The organism is Acidicapsa borealis (genome assembly GCF_059115245.1).
The window spans coordinates 2,569,228-2,589,725 of record NZ_JCACNY010000001.1 but is presented as its reverse complement, the minus strand read 5'-3'; the positions used below and the strand labels follow the sequence as shown (position 1 = coordinate 2,589,725).

At 60.7% G+C, this 20,498-nt stretch carries 14 protein-coding genes and 2 pseudogenes; 10 read left to right on the top strand and 6 right to left on the bottom strand.

From position 1 onward, the window contains the following. Position 1: 1 nt before the first annotated feature. Positions 2-874, bottom strand: coding sequence for a WG repeat-containing protein (locus AC5S27_RS10720; protein WP_493937300.1), 873 nt, complete (start codon positions 872-874; stop codon positions 2-4). Between the two features lie 39 nt (positions 875-913). Next, positions 914-1,087 (bottom strand): annotated as a pseudogene (locus AC5S27_RS10715) (WG repeat-containing protein); the annotation flags it as partial. A gap of 278 nt (positions 1,088-1,365) precedes the next feature. Between AC5S27_RS10715 and adh the strand changes: the two are divergent. After that, a complete protein-coding gene (gene adh, locus AC5S27_RS10710; RefSeq protein WP_493934560.1) occupies positions 1,366-2,898 on the top strand; it encodes an aldehyde dehydrogenase in 1,533 nt (510 codons plus the stop codon). A gap of 107 nt (positions 2,899-3,005) precedes the next feature. Here the strand turns inward: adh and solA are convergent, their stop codons facing one another. After that, positions 3,006-4,148, bottom strand: coding sequence for an N-methyl-L-tryptophan oxidase (gene solA / locus AC5S27_RS10705; RefSeq protein ID WP_493934559.1), 1,143 nt, complete (start codon positions 4,146-4,148; stop codon positions 3,006-3,008). 55 nt (positions 4,149-4,203) lie between these two features. Here solA and AC5S27_RS10700 point away from each other — a divergent pair, with 55 nt between their 5' ends. The 3 genes from AC5S27_RS10700 to AC5S27_RS10690 all read left to right on the top strand — a co-directional run bounded on the left by AC5S27_RS10700 (position 4,204) and on the right by AC5S27_RS10690 (position 8,803). After that, positions 4,204-4,596 carry a DUF779 domain-containing protein gene (locus AC5S27_RS10700; RefSeq protein WP_493934558.1) on the top strand — a complete coding sequence of 131 codons (393 nt, stop codon included), beginning with the start codon at positions 4,204-4,206 and terminating at the stop codon, positions 4,594-4,596. Positions 4,597-4,647: 51 nt separating this feature from the next. Next, on the top strand, positions 4,648-6,252 hold the full coding sequence (locus AC5S27_RS10695; protein ID WP_493934557.1) for a hypothetical protein: 1,605 nt from the start codon (positions 4,648-4,650) through the stop codon (positions 6,250-6,252). Positions 6,253-6,442: 190 nt separating this feature from the next. After that, positions 6,443-8,803, top strand: a complete 2,361-nt coding sequence (locus AC5S27_RS10690) for an alpha-L-rhamnosidase-related protein (RefSeq protein ID WP_493934556.1) — start codon at positions 6,443-6,445, stop codon at positions 8,801-8,803. Positions 8,804-8,886: 83 nt separating this feature from the next. Here the strand turns inward: AC5S27_RS10690 and AC5S27_RS10685 are convergent, their stop codons facing one another. Together AC5S27_RS10685 and katG are read right to left on the bottom strand one after the other, a co-directional pair. Then, on the bottom strand, positions 8,887-10,254 hold the full coding sequence (locus AC5S27_RS10685; RefSeq protein ID WP_493934555.1) for an FAD-binding protein: 1,368 nt from the start codon (positions 10,252-10,254) through the stop codon (positions 8,887-8,889). A gap of 203 nt (positions 10,255-10,457) precedes the next feature. Beyond that, positions 10,458-12,650 (bottom strand): catalase/peroxidase HPI, encoded by a 2,193-nt coding sequence (gene katG, locus AC5S27_RS10680; protein WP_493934554.1) that lies wholly within the window; start codon positions 12,648-12,650, stop codon positions 10,458-10,460. 280 nt (positions 12,651-12,930) lie between these two features. Between katG and AC5S27_RS10675 the strand changes: the two genes are divergently transcribed. Next, a complete protein-coding gene (locus tag AC5S27_RS10675; protein WP_493934553.1) occupies positions 12,931-13,818 on the top strand; it encodes a LysR substrate-binding domain-containing protein in 888 nt (295 codons plus the stop codon). A gap of 16 nt (positions 13,819-13,834) precedes the next feature. On the opposite strand, the gene AC5S27_RS10670 is transcribed toward AC5S27_RS10675, so the two are convergent. Then, on the bottom strand, positions 13,835-14,110 hold the full coding sequence (locus AC5S27_RS10670) for a DUF2164 domain-containing protein (protein WP_493934552.1): 276 nt from the start codon (positions 14,108-14,110) through the stop codon (positions 13,835-13,837). 30 nt (positions 14,111-14,140) lie between these two features. Here AC5S27_RS10670 and AC5S27_RS10665 point away from each other — a divergent pair, with 30 nt between their 5' ends. The 5 genes and pseudogenes from AC5S27_RS10665 (at position 14,141) to smc (ending at position 20,495) form a co-directional block, all read left to right on the top strand. Then, entirely contained in the window at positions 14,141-14,662 is a 522-nt protein-coding gene (locus AC5S27_RS10665) for a hypothetical protein (protein ID WP_493934551.1), read from the top strand. Positions 14,663-14,762: 100 nt separating this feature from the next. Beyond that, a complete protein-coding gene (locus AC5S27_RS10660) occupies positions 14,763-15,212 on the top strand; it encodes an Xre family toxin-antitoxin system antitoxin (RefSeq protein WP_493934550.1) in 450 nt (149 codons plus the stop codon). Beyond that, a pseudogene (locus tag AC5S27_RS10655) lies at positions 15,213-15,632 on the top strand (RES family NAD+ phosphorylase); the annotation flags it as partial. Between the two features lie 55 nt (positions 15,633-15,687). After that, positions 15,688-16,365, top strand: coding sequence for an MOSC domain-containing protein (locus tag AC5S27_RS10650; RefSeq protein ID WP_493934549.1), 678 nt, complete (start codon positions 15,688-15,690; stop codon positions 16,363-16,365). Positions 16,366-16,625: 260 nt separating this feature from the next. Beyond that, positions 16,626-20,495, top strand: coding sequence for a chromosome segregation protein SMC (gene smc / locus AC5S27_RS10645; RefSeq protein WP_493934548.1), 3,870 nt, complete (start codon positions 16,626-16,628; stop codon positions 20,493-20,495). The last annotated feature ends 3 nt before the right edge of the window (positions 20,496-20,498 follow it).

Genomic DNA, 20,498 nt, shown 5'->3' with positions numbered 1-20,498 from the left:
CTTACATCGTGTCTATTAACTTCTCTTCCCGAGGTAACAGGTGGTGTGGGTCAATTTGCCCTAGTTCGACAAAACCGCCTTCCCAAATGAAGTCTCCATCATCATTGATATAGCCGATCTTCTTCTCCGTTTCGACTAAGCAGTAACCTTCCTGAAATCTCCCGGCCGAGAACAGTTTTGGCTCGATAGCAAAATCGCCCTCGCGATTAATGAACCCAGTCCTGCAAGACAGTATCTCGGGATGGTAGGGTAATCCCGAGGCATGCCTAGCCTGTGCCAGGCCGCAAGAGAAATTTCCTACGCGCTCGAATGAAGGCTTAATCGCAACATTTCCAAAGCGATCGACGAATCCGTATCGACGATCAACTTCGATAAATGCCAAACCTTCCGAGAACTCGAATGCTCGATCGAACTTTGGTGGAACAATGAAAGTACCCTCTTTATTGATAAATCCCCACTTATCGTCCTTTGCCACTCGGGCTAAGCCTTCGCGGAAAGGGCCAGCCATGCCTGATTTCCATACATAGTCGATCGCAATAGCTGTTGAACCGTCAGGATGGATGTAGCCCCATTTGCCGTTTAGCTTCACGGCTGCCAAACCTTCTGAGAATCCCCTTGCGTCTTCGAAGAATGGCGGAATGACCTGATTTCCACCCTCGTCAATGAATCCATAGAGTGCGCTGGACTGGTGTAGGTCCCGATCTCTAAAACATGCCAACCCGTTGCTAAATTCGCTAATAGTTCCGAAGCGTGGCGCAATGACAACCTCGCCTTTTGAGTTGATCACGCCCCTTTTATCGTCTACGTTACTTGTGCTGAATTGTGACAGTCCGTTGATAAACTGAAAGGGGTAGGTTGATATCGGATTGATCACTAGATCACCTAGTCTGTTGATCGCTCCCCAACGCCCAGCGAGTTTTACCGAGGCTAGGCCGTTGTAGAACGGTTGCGCATCCTCGTAGACGGGAGGGACAACAACTTCACCTCTGAAGTTGATAAATCCTGCCTTATATTTTGTGCTTCGACCTTCTCGTACGAATATCGGGAAGAGACGACGTGGTTCGGCTCGTTTTGATGGAAGTGTCACGAAAAGAGATTAGCAAATAACCCAGTTGAGCCGCCGGGGCTAAAGCCCGCTCACGGTCACGGCGCGAATCAGAGGCCTGAAGGCCTCTGCTCCCTCCGTATCAAAAACAAAAGCAGATCCTTCGCTGCGCTCGGCATGGTACACGTGGAGATTTGCTCTCATACGAGGACAACCTAACACCCGCGTTTGACCTGCGTTGATGGGTGGGGTGTATGATTTGGCGCTTGTGGGGATGAGCGTGGATTTGCTGCACCGCATCTCCGCATTTGAGGTGAATCATGGCTACTTTGACATCTTTATCGCCCGGAATCCTGGGTGGCAGCCGCCACGGTTTTCGTGCGCGCTATGGCAACTACATTGGTGGGGAGTGGGTTACGCCGCTCTCCGGGCAGTACTTTGAGAACATCACGCCGGTGACGGGCAAGGCCTTCTGCGAGATTCCGCGCTCGAACGCTGCGGACGTGGAGCGCGCGCTCGACGCTGCGCATGCCGCGAAGGATGCGTGGGGCAAGACCAGCGCCACGGAGCGCGCCAACATCCTGAACGCGATTGCCCAGCGCATGGAAGACAATCTCGCCATGCTGGCCGAGGCTGAGACGTGGGACAACGGCAAGCCGATTCGCGAGACGATGGCCGCCGACCTGCCGCTGGCGATCGACCATTTCCGGTATTTTGCGGGGGCGATTCGCGCGCAGGAAGGCGGCATTTCGCAGCTGGACAACGACACGGTCGCGTACCACTTCCATGAGCCGCTGGGCGTGGTGGGACAGATCATTCCGTGGAACTTCCCGATCCTGATGGCGGTGTGGAAGCTGGCACCGGCCTTGGCCGCGGGCAACTGCGTGGTGCTGAAGCCGGCGGAGCAGACTCCGGCGAGCATTCTGGTGCTGGCGGAGCTGGTGGGCGACCTGCTGCCTGCGGGCGTGCTGAACATTGTGAACGGCTTTGGGTTGGAGGCGGGCAAGCCGCTGGCCTCGTCTTCGCGGATTGCCAAGATTGCGTTTACGGGCGAGACGACGACGGGCCGCCTGATCATGCAGTATGCGAGCCAGAACCTGATTCCGGTGACGCTGGAGCTGGGCGGTAAGAGCCCGAACATCTTCTTTGACGACGTGCTGCGCGAGGATGACGACTTCTTCGACAAGGCGCTGGAGGGCTTTGCGATGTTCGCGCTGAACCAGGGCGAAGTGTGCACTTGCCCGAGCCGCGCGCTGGTGCAGGCGAGCATCTATGACCGCTTTATGGAGCGGGCGATCAAGCGCGTGGAGGCGATCAAGCAGGGTAACCCGCTGGACAGCTCGACGATGATTGGCGCGCAGGCTTCGAGCGAGCAACTGGAGAAGATTCTGAGCTATCTCGATATTGGCAGGCAGGAGGGCGCGAAGGTGCTCACCGGCGGCTCGCGCAATGAGCTGGAGGGTGACCTGGCTGGCGGGTATTACATCAAGCCTACGGTCTTTGAAGGCCATAACAAGATGCGCATCTTCCAGGAGGAGATCTTTGGGCCGGTTGTTTCGGTGACCACGTTCAAGGACGAAGCCGAAGCGCTGGCGATTGCCAATGACACGCTCTATGGGCTGGGCGCTGGCGTGTGGAGCCGCGACGCGAACCGCTGCTACCGCTTTGGGCGCGGCATCCAGGCTGGGCGCGTTTGGACCAACTGCTACCATGCTTATCCTGCGCATGCGGCCTTTGGCGGTTACAAGCAGAGCGGCATTGGGCGCGAGAACCACAAGATGATGCTCGACCACTATCAGCAGACGAAGAACATGCTGGTGAGTTACTCGCCGAAGAAGCTTGGCTTTTTTTAGCGAGTTAGCGTGCTCCGCACGTTAGCGGGTTAGCTGGATTCACTGTAGTACTTACCCCCGCTTGGCCCTGCTGGCGCCTAACATTGCGCCGCGGGGCTTTTCGTTTGTTAGCGGAAGCGGGTGGCGCGGGCTGCGGTGCGGTTGAGGCTGAACGCGGCGAGTTCGGGGCGCGGCTTATCGGCGAGGAGATCGGCAGCGATTTCGCCGTAGACTGGCGCGTACTTGAAGCCGTGGCCGGAGCAGCAGCTGACGACCAGCACGTTTGCGTGGTCCGGATGGCGGTCGAAGAGGAAGTTGTGATCGGGCGTAATGGTGTAGATACAGGCCTTCATCTCTGCCGGCTCGGGCTCGACTCCGCTGAAGTAGTTGCGAATGCATGGGGCGAGAAAGGCGGCGTCTTCGGCGGTGGGCTCGATGGTGGCTTCGTCCGGGTTGATGGCTTGCGCCTTGTGCTTGTCGTGGCCGATCTTGATGCGGCCGTCGGGTGTTGGCATGCCGTACCAGCCGTTGTCAGCGTCGAAGATGAAGATTGGGGTGTCGGCGGGTAGCGGCGATGCTGGCTGATGCCAGGAGAGGACGCGGCGCTCCGTTCGCAGGGGCAGATGCAGCTTAGGCAGCAGCTTGGGCAGCCAGCTTCCGGCTGAGACGATGAGTTGGTCGGCTGTGATTGCCTCGTCAGCCGTGTGCACAGTGACGCTATGCGCCGCTGGTTCTATCGCGATCACGGCGCTGTTGTGCAGCAGGCGTGCTCCGTGGCTGCGGGCTTGCGCGTGAAGGAAGGTTCGCGTAGCGTCCGGCCAGACGACGCCGCTGGCTGCCTGGTAGACAACGCGCCAGTCTGCGGGCAGGCGGAACGTGGGATGCTGGCGGCTCCAGGTTGCTCCGGAGACGAGCTCGAAGGGCTGCTCGTACTCAAGGCAGAGTTCTTCGGCGGAGAGCACCATGGCGCTGTCGGACGGGCCGGCGTCGATGCCTCCCGTAGCCACGTAGAGCGGCTTGCCGGAGAGCTGGTTCCAGCGCAGCCAGCCTTCGAGGCTCTGCGTGGCCATTCCAACATAGACGGGCCCCTCGTGCGGGACGCGGCGGAAGATGCGCGAGTCTCCGTGCGACGAGCCGCGATCATGCAGCGGGCTGAACTGCTCGATCGCCGTTACGCGATAGCCGCGTTCGGCCAGCGTGGCGGCGATGCTGCTTCCGGCGATTCCTAATCCGAGGACGATGACGCTCTGACTGCTGGACACACTGGACATATGCCTATCGTACTTCGCGCGTGCTAGGCTTTTGCATCAAGAGGTGGTACGCACCATGCCTACGGAAAACGCCGTCGCTATTCCATCACAAGTGCTCGCCACAGATGCCGCAGTGGCGCTCATCCGCAAGCTGCGCGCGCTGCACGGCGAGCTGATGTTTCACCAGTCGGGCGGATGCTGCGATGGCAGTTCGCCGATGTGTTATCCCCGCGGGGAGTTCCTGACTGGCGACTCGGACACGCAGCTGGGTGAGGTCGACGGCGTGCCCTTCTACATGAGCAAGAGCCAGTTCGAGTACTGGAAGCACACGCAGCTCATCCTTGACGTTGTACCCGGACGCGGCGGCATGTTTTCGCTCGAAGGCCCGGAAGGGGTCCGCTTTCTCATACGCTCTCGCATCTTTACCGACGAAGAGATTCGCGAACTGCGGGCGGCTGGACGAATCTGAATGCGATCGAGAGCGAACGATTGAACTGCTGAGAAACGCAGGAGGGCCCCCATGAAGGTTTCACTTCGATGCATGCTTGCTGTTGGTAGTCTGCTGGTGCTGGGGTCTGGAACCGCGATGTCTCAGGATGCACCTGCGATCAGGATTGAGCCGGCGAAGATGAGAAGCTCCGGTACGATTGACGAGCGCTTCCAGTCCTACAACATCGAGATGGTCGAGGTGACAGGCGGCCGCTTCTGGAAGCCCTACGCGAGCGCGACCGAGAACAAGACTGCGCCATCAACAGCGAATCAGCCCGCGGGCATGGACCCGAATCTGTATGAGTACCGCCCGCCAATCGACCTCTCCAATACGCGTCTGCGCAAGCTGGCTGCGGCACTGGGTCCAGCCTACGTGCGAGTGAGTGGGACATGGGCGAATACGACTTACTTCGCGCCGGACGCCGACGCAGCGCCCGAAAAACCGCCCTCCGGGTTCAACGGCGTGCTGACGGGCAAGGAATGGCGCGGTGTGGTTGACTTCTCGCGTGCGGCGAACGCGGAGTTGGTGAGTTCCTTCGCCACCAGTGCGGGGACACGCGATGCGGCCGGTGTCTGGACGTCTGCCGAGGCAGAAAAGGTGCTGGCATTTACCAAACAGGCGGGCGGGCATATCGCGGCAGCCGAGTTCATGAACGAGCCGACCTTTGCCCAGATGGGTGGCGCGCCAAAGGGCTATGATGCTGCCGCCTTCGGCAAAGACATAGCCGTTTTCCGCAAATACATTCGGCAGGCCGCTCCGGGGATGCTGCTGCTCGGACCGGGAGGCGTAGGCGAGGGGACACGGCTGGTGCCCGCATCCATGCAGATGGTTTCAACGGAGTCCATCCTCAGCGTGACAGGGCCGGTTTTCGATGTATTTTCCTATCACTCCTACGGTGGCGTTTCCAGCCGCTGCGGGCAAATGGGCGCAGGCGGAACCACCACGGCCGATGCCGCTCTGAGCGATGAGTGGCTTGGGCGATCCGATGCAATTGAACAGTTCTACGCCGGGCTGCGTAATCGCTTTGAGCCAGGCAAGCCGCTCTGGAATACCGAGACCGCGCAGACGGCCTGTGGCGGCGACCGCTGGGCGTCCACCTTCCTTGATAGCTTCCGCTATCTCGATCAACTCGGCGATCTGGCCCAGCGCGGCGTGCAGGTCCACATGCACAACACGCTGGCCGCCAGCGACTACGGCCTGCTGGACGAAAAGACGTACGAACCGCGCCCCAATTACTGGGCAGCGCTGCTCTGGCGGCAACTGATGGGGACCACCGTTCTGGTCGAAGCAACCGGCTCGGCAAGCGGCGCTGCAACCGCGCCCCAGAAAAGCCTGCGGCTCTACGCACACTGCCTCCGCCCTCACCACGGCGGCGTCGCCGTGCTGGCCATCAATACTGACAAGACGGGCCCTCGCACGCTCGATCTGCCCATGGCCGCGGAGCGCTACACTCTCACGGCGAAGGAGCTCACTGCAAAAGTCGTCCAGTTGAACGGTGCCGACCTGGAGTTGGGCCCAAACGATTCCCTGCCGGCTTTGACCGGCATTCCAGTGAAGCCCGGTCACCTCGTCCTGCCGCCGGCCAGCATCACCTTCCTGACCTTTGCGCGAGCGGAAAACGCCAGTTGCCGATAGGCGCCCATTGCTTCAGCCCGGCTGGATTACACTGACTGATTCTCGTTTACGTAAACCTGCCAATCCAATAGGCATATATTTTCGCGTACACTGGTGCGGCCTTTGAATTCCATCCTTGGAGACTGCTTTGCTTCGGATCGCCTCTCATGTTCTCAAGTCGTCGTTCTTGCCCGTGTGTCTGGTGCTAGGCATGACCGCAGCCGCAGCCGCGCAGACAGCGCACTCCGGCGTCACGCCTTTCCCGGCCCGCACTGAGTGGAAAGGCCAGTGGATCAGCCACCCCACCGCGCCGCTGAAGGAACCGATCACACTGCACTTCAAGAAGACGATCGACATCCCCACGGTCCCCGCGCACTTCGTCGTCCACGTCAGCGGCGACAACCGCTTCGTGCTCTACGTCAATGGCGCGCGCGTCGGCGACGGGCCGGCCCGCGGAGATATACAGCACTGGCGTTACGAGACTTTCGACCTGGCTCCGATGCTCAAGACCGGCGCCAACACCATCGCTGCAACGGTGTGGAACTTCGGCATCTACGCGCCGGTGGCCCAGTTCAGCGACCGTACCGCTTTTCTCGTCGAGGGCGATACCGCAGCCGAAGAAGCAGCCAACACCAACGCGAGCTGGTGGGTTGAAGAAGAGAAGGGGCAGACCGTCTTCCCACGCGATCCTAAAGGCTTTTTCACCTACTTCGCCTCGGGCCCTGGGGAACGGCTCCGCGCTGCCGACTTCGACTGGAACTGGCTCAATGCCGAGACCGGCGGAAGCTGGCTCCACGCCGCCGCAGCCCTGCGCGAGAACGTCTTTCCCAACGCCGGCATAGCCGCTCCGCGCGGCGTTCAGGCGGATGAGCAGTGGGCGCTTGTACCAGACCTGCTGCCGCGCATGGCCTATGAAGCTGAACCTGCCGGCCACGTCGTCCGAGCCTCCATTGACGAAGCGAAAACCTTCCCTGAACAGCCCGTCACAATCGCCGCTCACAAGCATGAACACATCATGCTCGACCGCTCCGAGCTGACGACCGCCTACCCCAAGCTCACCTTTTCCGGCGGCAACGGCGCACACGTCACGATGGTCTACGCGGAAGCTCTCTACGACGAAAAGCTGCACAAGGGCAATCGCAACGAGGTCGGCAACCGCCAGGCCCACGGTATTTCGGACGAGTTCTACGCCGACGGCGGCCAGCATCGCTTCTTCGAGCCGCTGTGGTGGCGCACGTGGCGCTATCTCGATCTCGACATTGAAACCGGTGATCAGCCGCTGACCCTCGACGGCCTGGAAGCGCACTACACCGCCTACCCCTTCAAGCCCACCGCGACCTTCAATGCAAGCGACCCGGAGCTCGACAAGATCTGGGCCATTGGCTGGCACACCGCGCAGCTCGATGCGCACGAAACATACATGGATACGCCCTACTACGAGCAGCTGCAGTACGCGGGCGACACGCGTCTGCAGGCCATGATCACCTACGCCATGACGGGCACAGACCTGCTGCCGCGCCAGGCCATTACCGCGCTGGATGACTCACGCATTCCGGACGGCATTACTGCCAGCCGTTACCCCTCCGCGCTGCCGCAGTACATCCCCACCTTCTCGCTGCTCTGGATAGGCATGCTGCACGATAACTACATGTACCGGCCCGATACGAAATTCGTTCAATCGATCCTGCCCGGCACCCGCACCGTACTCAGCTGGTATGCCAGCTATCAGCATGACGATGGCGTGCTTGGCCGGTTGCCCTGGTGGAGCTTCATCGACTGGATCGAGACCGAGACCACGCACCCGGTTCCCTCCTACGACAAGAACAACGAGAGCTGCCTCACGACCATGCAGTACATTGGCGCTCTCGAAGACGCGATCGAGATGGAGAAGGCGCTCGGCTCGCCCGAGTACGTTGCGATGTACACGCCGCGCCTCGAACGCGCCAAGAAAGGCGTCATCGCGCAATGCTGGGACAGTGGCAAGGGCCTCTTCGCTGACGACGCGCAAAAGGACATGTGGAGCGAGCATACCAACATGCTTGCCGTGCTCTACGATGTCGCGCCGAAAAAGGATTGGCCTGCGCTGATGAAGAAGGTCGAAGCGAAGCAGCTCGGACAGCCTTCGGAAACCAAGCTCATTGGGGCCAGCTTCTACTTCCGCTACTACCTGGCCCGCGCGCTCGACCATGCAGGCATGGCCGACGACTACCTCAAGACGCTGGGCGACTGGCACGGCTTCTTGAAAATGGGCTTTACCACCTGGCCCGAGCAGCCCGGCGATACCCGCTCCGACTCGCACGCATGGACTGCGCATCCCACCTACGACCTGCTCACGCTTGTCGCTGGTATCGCGCCGGGTAGTCCTGGGTTCAAGACTGTCCGCATCGCTCCACATATCGGCGATCTCACGCACCTCGAAGCCTCTGTCCCGCACGACAAAGGGCTCATCAAGGTGAAGTATGAAGGCGGCCACGCGGAGCTAGAATTGCCTCCCGGCCTGACTGGGGAGTTTGTCTGGAAAGGCAAGACAACAGCATTGAAATCAGGCAAGACTACTGTGCCGATGCCTTAGTCTGTTCGTGCAATAACGTCAGAGAGGACACAAGAAAAGGCAGAGCTCATGCTCTGCCTTTTCGCTGCTCCAAAGATGAAGAATTAAGCAGGGGAAAGCAGATTCGCAAAGTAGGGATTCAGCAATCGTCCCGCGGGATCAGCCGCGCGCACCGCATCGGAGAACTGTTTCCATCGCGCGCCAAACCCAGCCTCGCAGTGTGCCTGCGTCACCAGCGGGCTCTGGTTCAGCAGCGGGATCCCATTGTGTGCCGCAGCAAAGTCATTGAAGGCCGCAAGGAACGCATGCCATGCTGCAATGTCCGTCGGTGCGTGGATCGGATCGATCGAAAACATGTCGCCATCCCAACTATAGGAGAGCAGCGAATTTGTATCCTGCCGCACGCGATACGCGCCGAGTGGCATATTGCAGCGAAAGCCTGTCGATGCGAAGTACTGGTCGGCGAAATCAAGATAGGCTTGTAGCGTCGTTAGCCACTGGCCACGAGTAAATGTCCAGAAGGTAAAGGCATACTTCGCATTGGCCGGAGTCTCTTCATAGTTGATGGTCTTATCGGGAGCAAAGATGGTAATGCCGCCGAGCAGATGCAGCGTTTCATACAGCAGCTGCGCCACATCGGCGCTTCCCTGCTCCAGCGCATTACGCAGCGTGTTGTCCGAAAAATATCGATCGATGAATTGCCCGATATGCGCGCCGGTGAAGTTCCATAGCCGGTGCCGGATCGCCGCCTGAAGGCTGGCGAAAATGCTTGGCTCCTTGACCTGGTGCCGCTGCTGAAAGATCACCGTGCGATTCACCGTCCACGCCACCAGGCCCTCTGACGTGTTGAGGATGTTCGTCACTTCGTCTTCGGTGAGTTCAGCCGCAGGGCGAGGCAGATAGGTGAGATGAATGACCTCGATAGGCTTGATGCTCATGGTGACCTCGTAGATCACGCCCATGAGTCCATAGCTTGATCGCATCAACTGCATCAGGTCGGGATTGTCGGCAGCCGTAGCTTCGGCAAGATCGCCTGCAGGCGTCACCCACTTCATGCCTACGACATACGAACTCACTTGACCCCACTCGATGCCGTCGAGACCGTCCTTGCTATGGCAACAGGCAGCCGATCCCAGCGTCATGTTGCCGATCTCGATGTTTAGATGCATCTGCAGATTCTGCGCGCGAAGAGCCTGCGAAGCCTGAATGATCTGCACACCGGCCTGCGCAGTCATGGTCATCGCCGTCACATCGATGGCAAGGATATTGGCCATCTTTGACATACCGATCATTGTGCCATCGGACGAAGCGCACGGCGTGAGCGAGTGATAACTTCCCATCGCGCGTACCGGCGAGGGATACGTGGCCGTATCGCGCAAGATAGCCTGAATCTCATCGACCGACTGCGGATAGACAAGCTGCTGCGGACTGGCGGTGATACTACCGTCGTAGTTGATAACTTGATTGGACATGGAGACTCCCGTCGAGCGAAGCTCAAGCGGAACGCTGCTGAGAACAGGAGGGAGTGAGAGCGCTTCGCCGCGAATACGGTAGCACAGCGCGGATATTCAGGCGCAAGTTATTTTTCGATAAGTTGCTTGTAACGTAGAGCAGCCCCTGCACGTCCCGGCATAACCGTTTCGCGCAGAGGCTGCATGGTTGGTGAACAGATCACTTACTTCTTCAGGTCGTACCGGTCGAGCTCCATCACCTTGTTCCATACGCCCACAAAGTCGTTGACGAACTTTGTATGCGCATCCACGGTGCCGTAGACCTCGGCCAGAGCGCGAAGCTGTGAGTTCGAGCCGAAGACCAGATCGGCGCGAGTCGCAGTCCACTTGACCTCGCCGGTCTTGCGGTCGCGACCTTCGAACTCATGCTCATCCGCCGAGGTGGCCTTCCAGGCCGTCTTCATGTCGAGCAGGTTGATGAAGAAATCGTTGGTGAGCGCTTCCGGCTTGCCGGTGAAAACGCCGAAGTTGGTACCGCCGTGGTTGATCTTGAGCACACGCAAACCGCCAACCAGCACGGTCAGCTCAGGCGCGGTGAGCTGAAGCAACTGCGCCTTGTCCAGCAGAGTGACTTCAGCAGGAGTAGTGCTGCCGTTGCGATAGGAGCGGAACGGATCCGACGTGAGTTCCAAGACCTTGAACGACTCAACGTCGGTCTGCTCCTGCGAGGCGTCGGTACGGCCCGGCGCAAAGGGTACCGTGACGTTGACCCCGGCGTTGCGGGCAGCCTGCTCGACGCCGGCGTTGCCCGCGATCACGATCAGGTCGGCGAGGGAAAGCTTCTTGCCGCCGCTCTGTGCGCCGTTGAACTCGGCCTGGATAGCTTCGAGCTTCGAGAGCACCTTCTGCAGCTTCTCTGGCTCGTTGACCGCCCAGTCCTTTTGCGGAGCGAGACGAATGCGCGCGCCGTTGACGCCGCCGCGCTTGTCCGAACCGCGGAAGCTGGCGGCTGCGGCCCATGCGGTAGAGACGAGCTCAGAGACGGTCAGGCCGGAAGCGAGCACCTTCTCCTTGAGCGCAGCCACGTCCAGGTCATCGACGGGAACATGATCGACGGGAGGAACAGGGTCTTGCCATAGCAGCACTTCTTCCGGAACTTCCGGTCCGAGATAACGGGCGCGCGGGCCCATATCTCGGTGCGTGAGCTTGAACCAGGCACGAGCGAAGGCGTCCGCGAACTCTTCCGGATGCTCATAGAAGCGGCGCGAGATCTTCTCGTAAGCCGGGTCTTTGATCATGGAAAGATCCGTGGTGAGCATGCCGGGCGCGTGATGCTTGGATGGGTTGTGCGCGTCCGGAACGGTGCCCTCACCCTCCGTGCCCTTAGGCTTCCACTGATGGGCGCCGCCGGGGCTCTTCGTGAGCTCCCATTCGTACTTGAAGAGGTGGTCGAAATAGTCGTTGGTCCACTGCGTGGGCTTGGTGGTCCAGGTCACTTCGAGACCGCTGGTGATGGCGTCGCCCGCAGCGCCTGAAGCGTAGGTGCTGCTCCAGCCCAGGCCCTGATCTTCGATCGCCGAACCTTCCGGCTCTTTGCCAACGTGAGTTGGGGGGTGAGCAGCGCCGTGCGTCTTGCCGAAGGTGTGACCACCGGCGATCAGGGCGACTGTTTCCTCGTCGTTCATGGCCATGCGGCTGAATGTCTCGCGAATATCGCGGGCAGCAGCCACTGGATCAGGCACGCCTTCGGGGCCCTCGGGATTCACGTAAATGAGGCCCATCGTCGTAGCACCGAGCGGCTTCGCCAGATCGCGTTCACCGGAGTAACGCTTGTCGGTGCCCATCCAGGTAGTTTCCGCACCCCAGTTCACATCGAGGTCCGGCTCCCACACGTCCGCGCGGCCACCGGCAAAGCCAAAGGTCTTGAAGCCCATGGATTCGAGAGCTACGTTACCGGTGAGAATCAGCAGATCAGCCCAGGAAATCTTCTTGCCGTACTTCTGCTTGATGGGCCAGAGAAGACGCCGTGCGCGGTCGAGATTCACATTGTCCGGCCAGCTATTGAGTGGGGCGAAGCGCTGCTGCCCACGTCCCCCGCCGCCGCGACCGTCATAGATGCGGTACGTGCCGGCGCTGTGCCAGGCCATGCGAATGAACAGCGGCCCATAGTGGCCGAAGTCAGCGGGCCACCAGTCCTGCGAGTCGGTCATGAGCGCGGTCAGATCCTTCTTGAGCGCTTCGTAATCGAGACTCTGGAACTCCTTGGCGTAATCGAACTCCTCGCCCATAGGATCAGACTTCGCAGAGTGCTGATGAAGGATATTGACATTCAGCTGATTCGGCCACCAGTGATGGTTCACGGTATGGGTATGGGTGCTGCCGCCGTGGGGGAACGGGCATTTTGCTTCGTCTGACAAGGTTCTCTCCTTTGTTTCGCTGCTTTGCTTCTTTGCTGTCGATGCCGCCGCTCCTTGAGGACACGACCGCGATTGTTTGAGTCACTGCATCTGAAAAATGGCTCGCCAAATTTTCAGCGATCCGCGAATTCTACGAGTCGTACAAATTCCTTGGCAACCTACGCTGACAACCTTAGCCCCTCCACCTGCCATTTGCAAAATCGATTGTTTCTACCGTGACGATTGAGTAGGGCTATGATGAATGGAAGCAGATATAAGTGCGGAGTGCGGGGACTGATCGATGAACTTACAGGAACTCAGGTATTTCGCGGCTGTCGTCGAGTTTCGCCATTTTGGGCGGGCGGCGGAGTCGTGCAACGTAAGCCAGCCGACCCTGAGCAGCCAGATCCGCAAGCTCGAAGACGAGCTTGGCGTGACGCTGCTCGAGCGCACCAATAAGCGCGTTGACGTTACGCCGGTTGGCCGCCAGATACTCGAGCATGCGCAGCGTGCCCTCGCAGAGGCCGGGCAGATCGAGTCCGTCGCCCGCGCCGCCCGCGACCCGCTGGTTGGCGCGCTGAGGCTGGGAGTGATCCCGACGCTCGCGCCCTACCTGCTGCCGCTTATTCTTGGCCCGTTGAAGAAGGCCTACCCCGGACTCGCGATCGAGCTTTGGGAAGATCAGACCCGCCTGCTTGTCGACGGCTTGCGCAGCCACAGGCTGGACGCAGCACTGGTCGCATCATCGCTGGGCACGCACGAAATATCCGAGGTCGCCCTCTTTGCCGAGCCGCTCATGGCCGTCCTGCCGCAGGACCACAGGCTCGTCTCTGAGAAGACAGTGAACGAAGAAGACCTCGCCCCAGATTTACTCGTCATGGCTGATGGCCACTGCCTCGTGAATCAGTCTCTCGCCGCCTGCGGAGCAAAAGCCGGGATCCAATCCGCCATGCAGGCCGCGACGCTTGAAACCCTCGTCAACCTCGTAGCAGCGGGCTACGGCACCACGCTGATCCCCGCACTAGCAGCAACCGGCTTTTCCAGCCGCGCCGTCGAGCTTCGCCCGCTGCTTCAAGGGTCCACGCGCAGCATCCGCCTCGCCAGCCGCCCTGGCTTCCCTCGTCCGCAAGCGTTGCGAGCCATCGAAAAGGTCGTTCGCCGCTCCGTTCCGGCGGACTGGCGGCAGTAGACCGCGGTCCCGCCCGTTAACGCCTAGACTTCCGCTTTGCATCCGCCTTCCGCCAGTACTGAAACGGGTCGGCGTACAGCTCGCCCGTAAGGTCAGTGACTTGAAGCTGAAGCCGTGACTGCGCGTCTGCCACGCCCTGGTTGTAGATCGCCGGTCCAATCTCTTCGAGGATGTAGTTCAGCAACAGCCCGGCAGGCATTTCGCCGATCGGATCCAGATTCTCTTCAAAATAGCGCTTGATGGATGCAATCGCGTCCGCGCGCAGGTGCTTGGCAAGTTCAATCGCAGGCATGACGGCTTCTCCGTTACTCTGAGTCTAACCATGCCAGCCTTCTCCGAACTGTCCGAATACGCCAGGCACCTTCGACGCATCCGCCTCTGGCTGGTCGTGTTCATGGCCGGACTTGTGATCAGCGGTGTCACGGCATTCCCAATTAAAAGCGAACTGCATTGGGCGGTTTCTGTCCTGCACCATCCGGCGATTGAGCCTCTTGCGCAGTCCACGCACCTGCTGCCATGGGTCGAACGAGTCTGCAACGCCTTGGCGCAGACCAACGCCCAGTATCCATTCCTCGCCTACGGCACGGACTGGCTGGCGTTCGGCCACCTAGTCATTGCCGCCGCCTTCATTGGCCCGTACATGGATCCGGTCCGCAACGAGTGGTTCGTCACCTTCGGCCTGATCGCCTGCGCGGGAGTCATTCCGCTCGCCCTGATTGCCGGCCCCATCCGCGGTATCCCGTTCTGGTGGAGCATGATCGACTGCAGCTTCGGCGTCTTTGGCTGCATTCCGTTGCTACTCGTTCGCCGGTCAATTGCAATAATGGAACGCCAGAGTACGTAGCTTCTTGCCTTCCCTAAGCGGGAATCGGTCAGGCTTTCTGCTGCTTCAAACTACACTTTGCCGAAGAATGAGTGGCATACTGTAGCTGAGGTACATAGCGATGTCCGCAGCCGCAGTCCAGCCTGATTGGATCGAACTCGAAAAATCGACAGGCGGAGCTGAAGTTCTGGCCATGGTCGAGCGGAGGTTTCCGCCTTCGATCATCGATGCGCTGCTGGGCCTTGGCTTTGAGCGGGCCGAAGTGCACTCGATTGTGTTGCCGGCCCGAACGCTGCAGCATAGGCGCTCGCGTAAGGAATTGCTGACCCTCGACGAATCCGACAAGGTAATCCGACTGCTGCGTGTGCTGCGAGCCACCGAGGCTGTTTACGAAAGTCGCGAGCGAGCACTGGAGTGGCTGCGCACACCCAATCCTCGCCTCGACCCAGCACTGCGGAACGTGCTGTTTGCCCAAGGTGGCCGGACGCCGCTTTCACTCTTGACCACTGAAATCGGCGCTCGCATGGTCGAAGAATTACTCATCCAGATCGATGAAGGTATTTACATTTAGATGCTCATCTGGCGAATCAGCAAACATCTCGATCTCAGCGGAAAAGGGTGTATTAAGGCTGCTGGCCGATGGAATCTTGCCGGTGCACCGATGGTCTATACTTCCGACTCACCGGCGTGTGCGCTGCTCGAAACCTGCGTCCATATCCTGGCCCAAAAGACACCGCCGAGCTACACGTTGCTGCGAATCACTGGGCCGGATGTTGCCATTGAAGAAATTTCTCGGGAGGACCTCCCTGCCGAATGGACAACTGCAATTTCTCTCACACAACAGACTGGCTCCAAGTGGCTCGAAAGCCGCAGATCGCCCATTCTGCGCGTTCCATCGGCGATTGTCCCCGAGACTTGGAACTACCTCCTCAATCCCTTGCACCCGGATGCCCCTCAGTTCTCCATCGAACGTCACTACGACTACCCTTTCGATCTACGATTGAAGCAGGAAGACAGTCTGAAACGAAGAATCACCGGAGCGGCCGATGCCCACAATCCGATCCGTCTTTGTCGGCCAGCCGAAGGTCATGCACGACGCCAGGGGCGAGTGGACGTCCTCGATTGCCCGCGATCCGGTCGTCGGGCCGATCGACGTGACCCCGCGCGGCCTGCTGGGCGACCGGGTCACGCAGCCCTTCCACGGCAGCCCGGACGCGGCGATCTGCTGCCAGCCGGCAGATCATTACCGCTTCTGGCAGGAAGTCTACGGAGTAGAGCTTGAGGATGGCGCCGTTGGCGAGAACTTCACCCTGGGCGGCGTGACGGACAGCGAAATCTGCGCGGGAGATCGCGTCCAGGTTGGCTCCGCGATTTTCCAGGTGACCGGGCCGCGCGTCCCCTGCGCTACCCTGGCACGACGCATCGGCAGGGCGGACTGGGTCAAGCTCACGACGCGCGAGAACCGCAGCGGTTTTTATATGCGCGTACTGCAGCCGGGCATTGTGCAGGCAGGAGATCGCTGGCAACTCCATGACCGCCCCCACCCAGCCGCGACCATCACCGCCATCAACCGCTGCTTTTTCCTGCAGTTCGACGGCGACCTGGCGCGGAGCCTCGTGCAGATGAACGGACTTGGGAGCCGGTGGCGCGATGAGTTCCGCAAAAAGCTGCAAGAGGCCGAGCAGAGGGGCGAACAACTGCTCCTCGGGCTGGAGAAAAACTAAAGCTGTTTACTCTTATGGTTCGCGTTTTCTGAGGAAAACGTGGGTTTAATTCCGGTCCATTTCCGGGTTATTTCGCAGAACCGGGGTTTCGGCCTTCTTATCCACAAGAACCGCTCCCTGAGCCGTTGACCCTGCCAGATTCGACCCTTAGCGTTGTACTTGGACGGCCTTCCCGGCACGTTCCGGACCGTCGCGGGCGAATTCAAAACCGTTTCGTCCGGGCCCGAGGACCGGGAACACGCAGCACGACGGGAGTTTGCATGCTGAAACTGAAGAAGATACACATCCTGGGCTTCAAAAGCTTTTGCGACCGCACCGAACTGGCCCTGCCAGGCACCGGCATCGCCGTCGTCGTGGGGCCCAATGGTTGCGGCAAGTCCAACATTCTGGACGGCGTGACCTGGGTTCTCGGCGAGCAATCGGCCAAGACCCTGCGCGGCTCGCACATGATGGATGTCATCTTCGCCGGTACACGCGACCGCAAACCACTCGGCATGGCCGAAGTCACCATCACCATGGTCGACCCCGAAGCCTACGACGGCCCCATCCTGCTCGACACTCCCGAAGTCGAGATTGACTCTGACCACCCGGAAGACTGGGACGAGCAGGCTCTCCGCCGCAAACGCGCCGCTGAAGCCGAAGAGATCATCGCCGAAAACCAGCCCGGCCAGGCGCTGGAGGACGGCGAAACCGAAGCTCCCGTTGCTGAAGCCGCCCCGGAAGGCGAAGCTACTCCGAACTCAGAAGCGTCAACCGCCGCGCCTCAATCCGTAGTCCTCAAGATCCGCCGCCGCAAGTTCTCCCGCACCCCGCAAAAGGGCGAAATCGTCATCACTCGCCGCCTCTTCCGCACCGGCGAGAGCGAATATCTGCTCAACGGCAAGCTCTGCCGCCTGCGCGATATCCAGGACATCTTCATGGGCACCGGCCTTGGCCCGGAGAGCTACGCGATCATCGGGCAGGAGCGCATCGGACAGCTGCTCAGCTCCAAGCCCCACGATCGCCGGTCGATCATTGAAGAAGCCGCCGGCATCACCCGCTTCAAGACTAAGAAGCGCCTCGCCGAGCTGCGCCTCGAATCCGCACGTCAGAACCTCGCCCGCATCGACGACATCTTCGAAGAAGTCACGCGGCAGATGAACTCGCTCAAGCGCCAGGCCGCCAAGGCTGAGCGCTTCGCCGAGCTGCGCGACCAGCTCCGCGCCAAGCTCCGCGTCACCCTCGCCAGCCGCATGGCCCGCATGGACGCTGACCAGCTTCGTCTCAACACCGAGATCGCTGAGCTCACCGTCAAAATCGATACTTCCGCAGCCGAAATCGAAACCCTCGATGCTTCCTCGCACGAGCTCAGCAGCCGCGGCTTTGAGCTGGACAAGCAGGGCCAGGCCGCCAGCCAGCAGGCCAACGCAGCAGCCGTCGAACTCGAACGCGCCGGCAGCCGCGAACGCAGCAATGCGGAGCGCGTCGCCGAGCTGGAATCCCGCCTCGCAGCCACCGCAGCCGAGCTGGAACAGACCCGGACCCAGATCGGCAGCATTGCCGAAGAACGCCTGCAGCATAAGTCGTTCCTGGAAAACGCCGCCGAAGAATCCCGCGCCTTCCGCCAGCAAGTTGAGGCTCGCCAGAACGAAGCCCGTCTGGCCGCGCAGCAGGTAGGCGACGCCGAGCGTCAGCTCGAATCTGGCCGCCGCCAGGCTATGCACCTGCTCACCCAGGCCGGCATTGCCCGCAACCAGACCGCCCAGGCCGAAGAGTCGCTGGCGTCGATTGAACGCGAAGCCCAGCGCCTCGAAAATGAAATGTCCCAGGCTCGCAACGAGGCGGAAAGCCTCGGCGCGGAACGCGGCCAGGCATCCATGCGCTTTGAAGGCGCCGCCGAAGCCCTCAAGCAGCTCGAAGCCGAGATCAGCGAACTCCGCAACAGCCTCACCGCCAAGCGCCAGGAAGAGCAGGCTCTCCGCACGCGCTCCAACCAGCTGCGCGGCGAACAGGCCACGCTCGCCGGCCGTCGTAACTCGCTCGATGCTGTGATCAAGAATCACAGCTACTCCACCGAGACTGTCCGCAAGCTGCTCAAGCCCGACTCCCTCGGCCCCGGCATGACTCCCATTGGCACGCTGGCTGATTTTGTCGAAGTCACCGGCGAGCACGAAGCCGTTGCCGACGACTTCCTGCGCGACGAGCTCAACTACATCGTCGTCAAGGATTGGAAGTCCGCCGAGGAAGGCATTCGCCTCCTCCGCTCCGGCATGGATGGCCGCGCCACCTTCCTCGTGCACCCAGACGAAGCTCCCGGCGACCTCTTCGCTCCTGAACCGGAGATCGCCGCAGACGGCCTCATCTCCCTGCGCTCCACGATCAAGGTGCTCAACGGCTTCGCTCACTCGCTTGAAGCGATGCTGCCCAAGCTGCGCAACGGCTATCTCGCGCCCAACGCGGAAGCCGCACGCACGCTCTCCAACACGCATCGCCACGGCTACTTCCTCGCCCCCACCGGTGAGTGCTTCCACAACGCGACTGTCAGCGGGGGCAAGCCCGCAGCCGAAGGCCCGCTCGCCGTCAAGCGTGAACTTCGCGAAGCGCAGAAAAAGCTCGAAAAAGTAGAAGCCGAGCTAAGCCAGGCCGAGATCAACGCCGTCTCCGCTGCTCGCGCCATTGAAGAGGCCGTAGCCCGCCTCGAACTGCTCAACGAACAGCGCCGCCAGGCCGAACGTGACGCAGCGAACCAGGGCGCTGCGCTCAAGCAGATGGAGTCCGAAGTGCAGCGCATTGAGCGCCGCCTTCAGGAGTGGATGCTGCAGGCCTCGCGCAACAAGGATGCACGCGAGCAGAAGCAGGCCCTCATTGGCCAGAAGATGGAAGAGGCCGAGCGCCTGGAAGCCGAGCACAAGGCCGCAGAAGTTCGCCTCGAAGAATGGCAGCAGGGCCTTTCCGAACTGCGCCAGAGCCGCGAACATCTGCAGCAGGAAGCAGCCAAAGTTACGGCAGAGTTGGCAGGCCTTGAAGAGCGCCGCCGCGGCGCGGAGAGCGCGTATCAGCGCATCGACCGCCTGCACGCCGACCTCGAACGCCGCCTGCTTTCAATCGAGCAGCAGCGCGTAGCCGCAGAAGCAGAACGCGACCAGCGCCTCAACGAAAACGACGGCCTGCAAGCCCGCCAGGTCGAACTCAAAGCCGCCCGCGAAGAAGCCGTAGCCGCAGCCAAGGCCGCCACGGAAGAAGCCGCAGCCCTGCGCGAACAGCTCGCCGCCAGCGACGCGCAGCTCAAGGCTCTTCGCGCCGCGACGGACAGCCATCGCGAAAACCGCAGCCGCCTTGCCAGCGTCGCGGCCAAGCTCGTCAGCGACCTCGAACATCTTGAAGCCAGCTGCCTCAACGAACTCAACATTGAAGCCGCAGCGCTGCGTGCGGAAGAAGGCATCCTCTATCTCGAAGGCGAAGACCTCGTCACCGCCGAAGAAGACAGCCGCAGCCTCAAGCAGAAGCTCGAAGCCATGGGCCCGGTCAACATGATGGCTCTGGACGAGTACAAGGAAACCGCCGAACGCCACGCCTTCCTCGAAACCCAGCGCAAAGACCTCGTCGAATCCATCGACAATACGCAGAGCACGATCAAGGAAATCGACCAGATCTCGCGCGTCAAGTTCGATGAAGCCTTCGCCCGCATCAACGAAAACTTCGCCCGCGTCTTCAACAAACTCTTCCCCGGCGGCCAGGCATTCCTGCGCCTCACCGACGCAGAAAACCAGGCCGAAAGCGGCCTCGAAATCGTCGCCTCACCCCCAGGCAAGAAGCTGCAGAACGTCCTCCTACTCTCTGGCGGCGAGAAGGCTCTGACCGCGCTCAGCCTGCTCGTCGGCATCTTCCAGTACCAGCCCGCGCCCTTCTGCGTACTGGACGAAGTCGATGCCGCGCTCGACGAAACCAACGTAGGCCGCCTCGCCGACCTGCTCCACGGCATGAGCCAGGACACGCAGTTCCTGCTGGTCACCCACAGCAAGCGCATGATGCAAACCGCCGACATGATCTACGGCGTAACCATGCAGGAGCCCGGCGTCAGCAAGATCGTAAGCGTCCACCTCGGCAATCAGAATCAAAACAACCGCGACCGCGAACGAGTCAGTGCCTAAGTC

Coding starts and splice junctions, on each gene's coding strand:
- adh (WP_493934560.1), top strand. CDS start 1,366: ATGGCTACTTTGACATCTTTATCGCCCGGAATCCTGGGTGGCAGCCGC.
- solA (WP_493934559.1), bottom strand. CDS start 4,148: ATGTCCAGTGTGTCCAGCAGTCAGAGCGTCATCGTCCTCGGATTAGGA.
- AC5S27_RS10700 (WP_493934558.1), top strand. CDS start 4,204: ATGCCTACGGAAAACGCCGTCGCTATTCCATCACAAGTGCTCGCCACA.
- AC5S27_RS10695 (WP_493934557.1), top strand. CDS start 4,648: ATGAAGGTTTCACTTCGATGCATGCTTGCTGTTGGTAGTCTGCTGGTG.
- AC5S27_RS10690 (WP_493934556.1), top strand. CDS start 6,443: ATGACCGCAGCCGCAGCCGCGCAGACAGCGCACTCCGGCGTCACGCCT.
- AC5S27_RS10685 (WP_493934555.1), bottom strand. CDS start 10,254: ATGTCCAATCAAGTTATCAACTACGACGGTAGTATCACCGCCAGTCCG.
- AC5S27_RS10675 (WP_493934553.1), top strand. CDS start 12,931: ATGAACTTACAGGAACTCAGGTATTTCGCGGCTGTCGTCGAGTTTCGC.
- AC5S27_RS10670 (WP_493934552.1), bottom strand. CDS start 14,110: ATGCCTGCGATTGAACTTGCCAAGCACCTGCGCGCGGACGCGATTGCA.
- AC5S27_RS10665 (WP_493934551.1), top strand. CDS start 14,141: ATGCCAGCCTTCTCCGAACTGTCCGAATACGCCAGGCACCTTCGACGC.
- AC5S27_RS10660 (WP_493934550.1), top strand. CDS start 14,763: ATGTCCGCAGCCGCAGTCCAGCCTGATTGGATCGAACTCGAAAAATCG.
- AC5S27_RS10650 (WP_493934549.1), top strand. CDS start 15,688: ATGCCCACAATCCGATCCGTCTTTGTCGGCCAGCCGAAGGTCATGCAC.
- smc (WP_493934548.1), top strand. CDS start 16,626: ATGCTGAAACTGAAGAAGATACACATCCTGGGCTTCAAAAGCTTTTGC.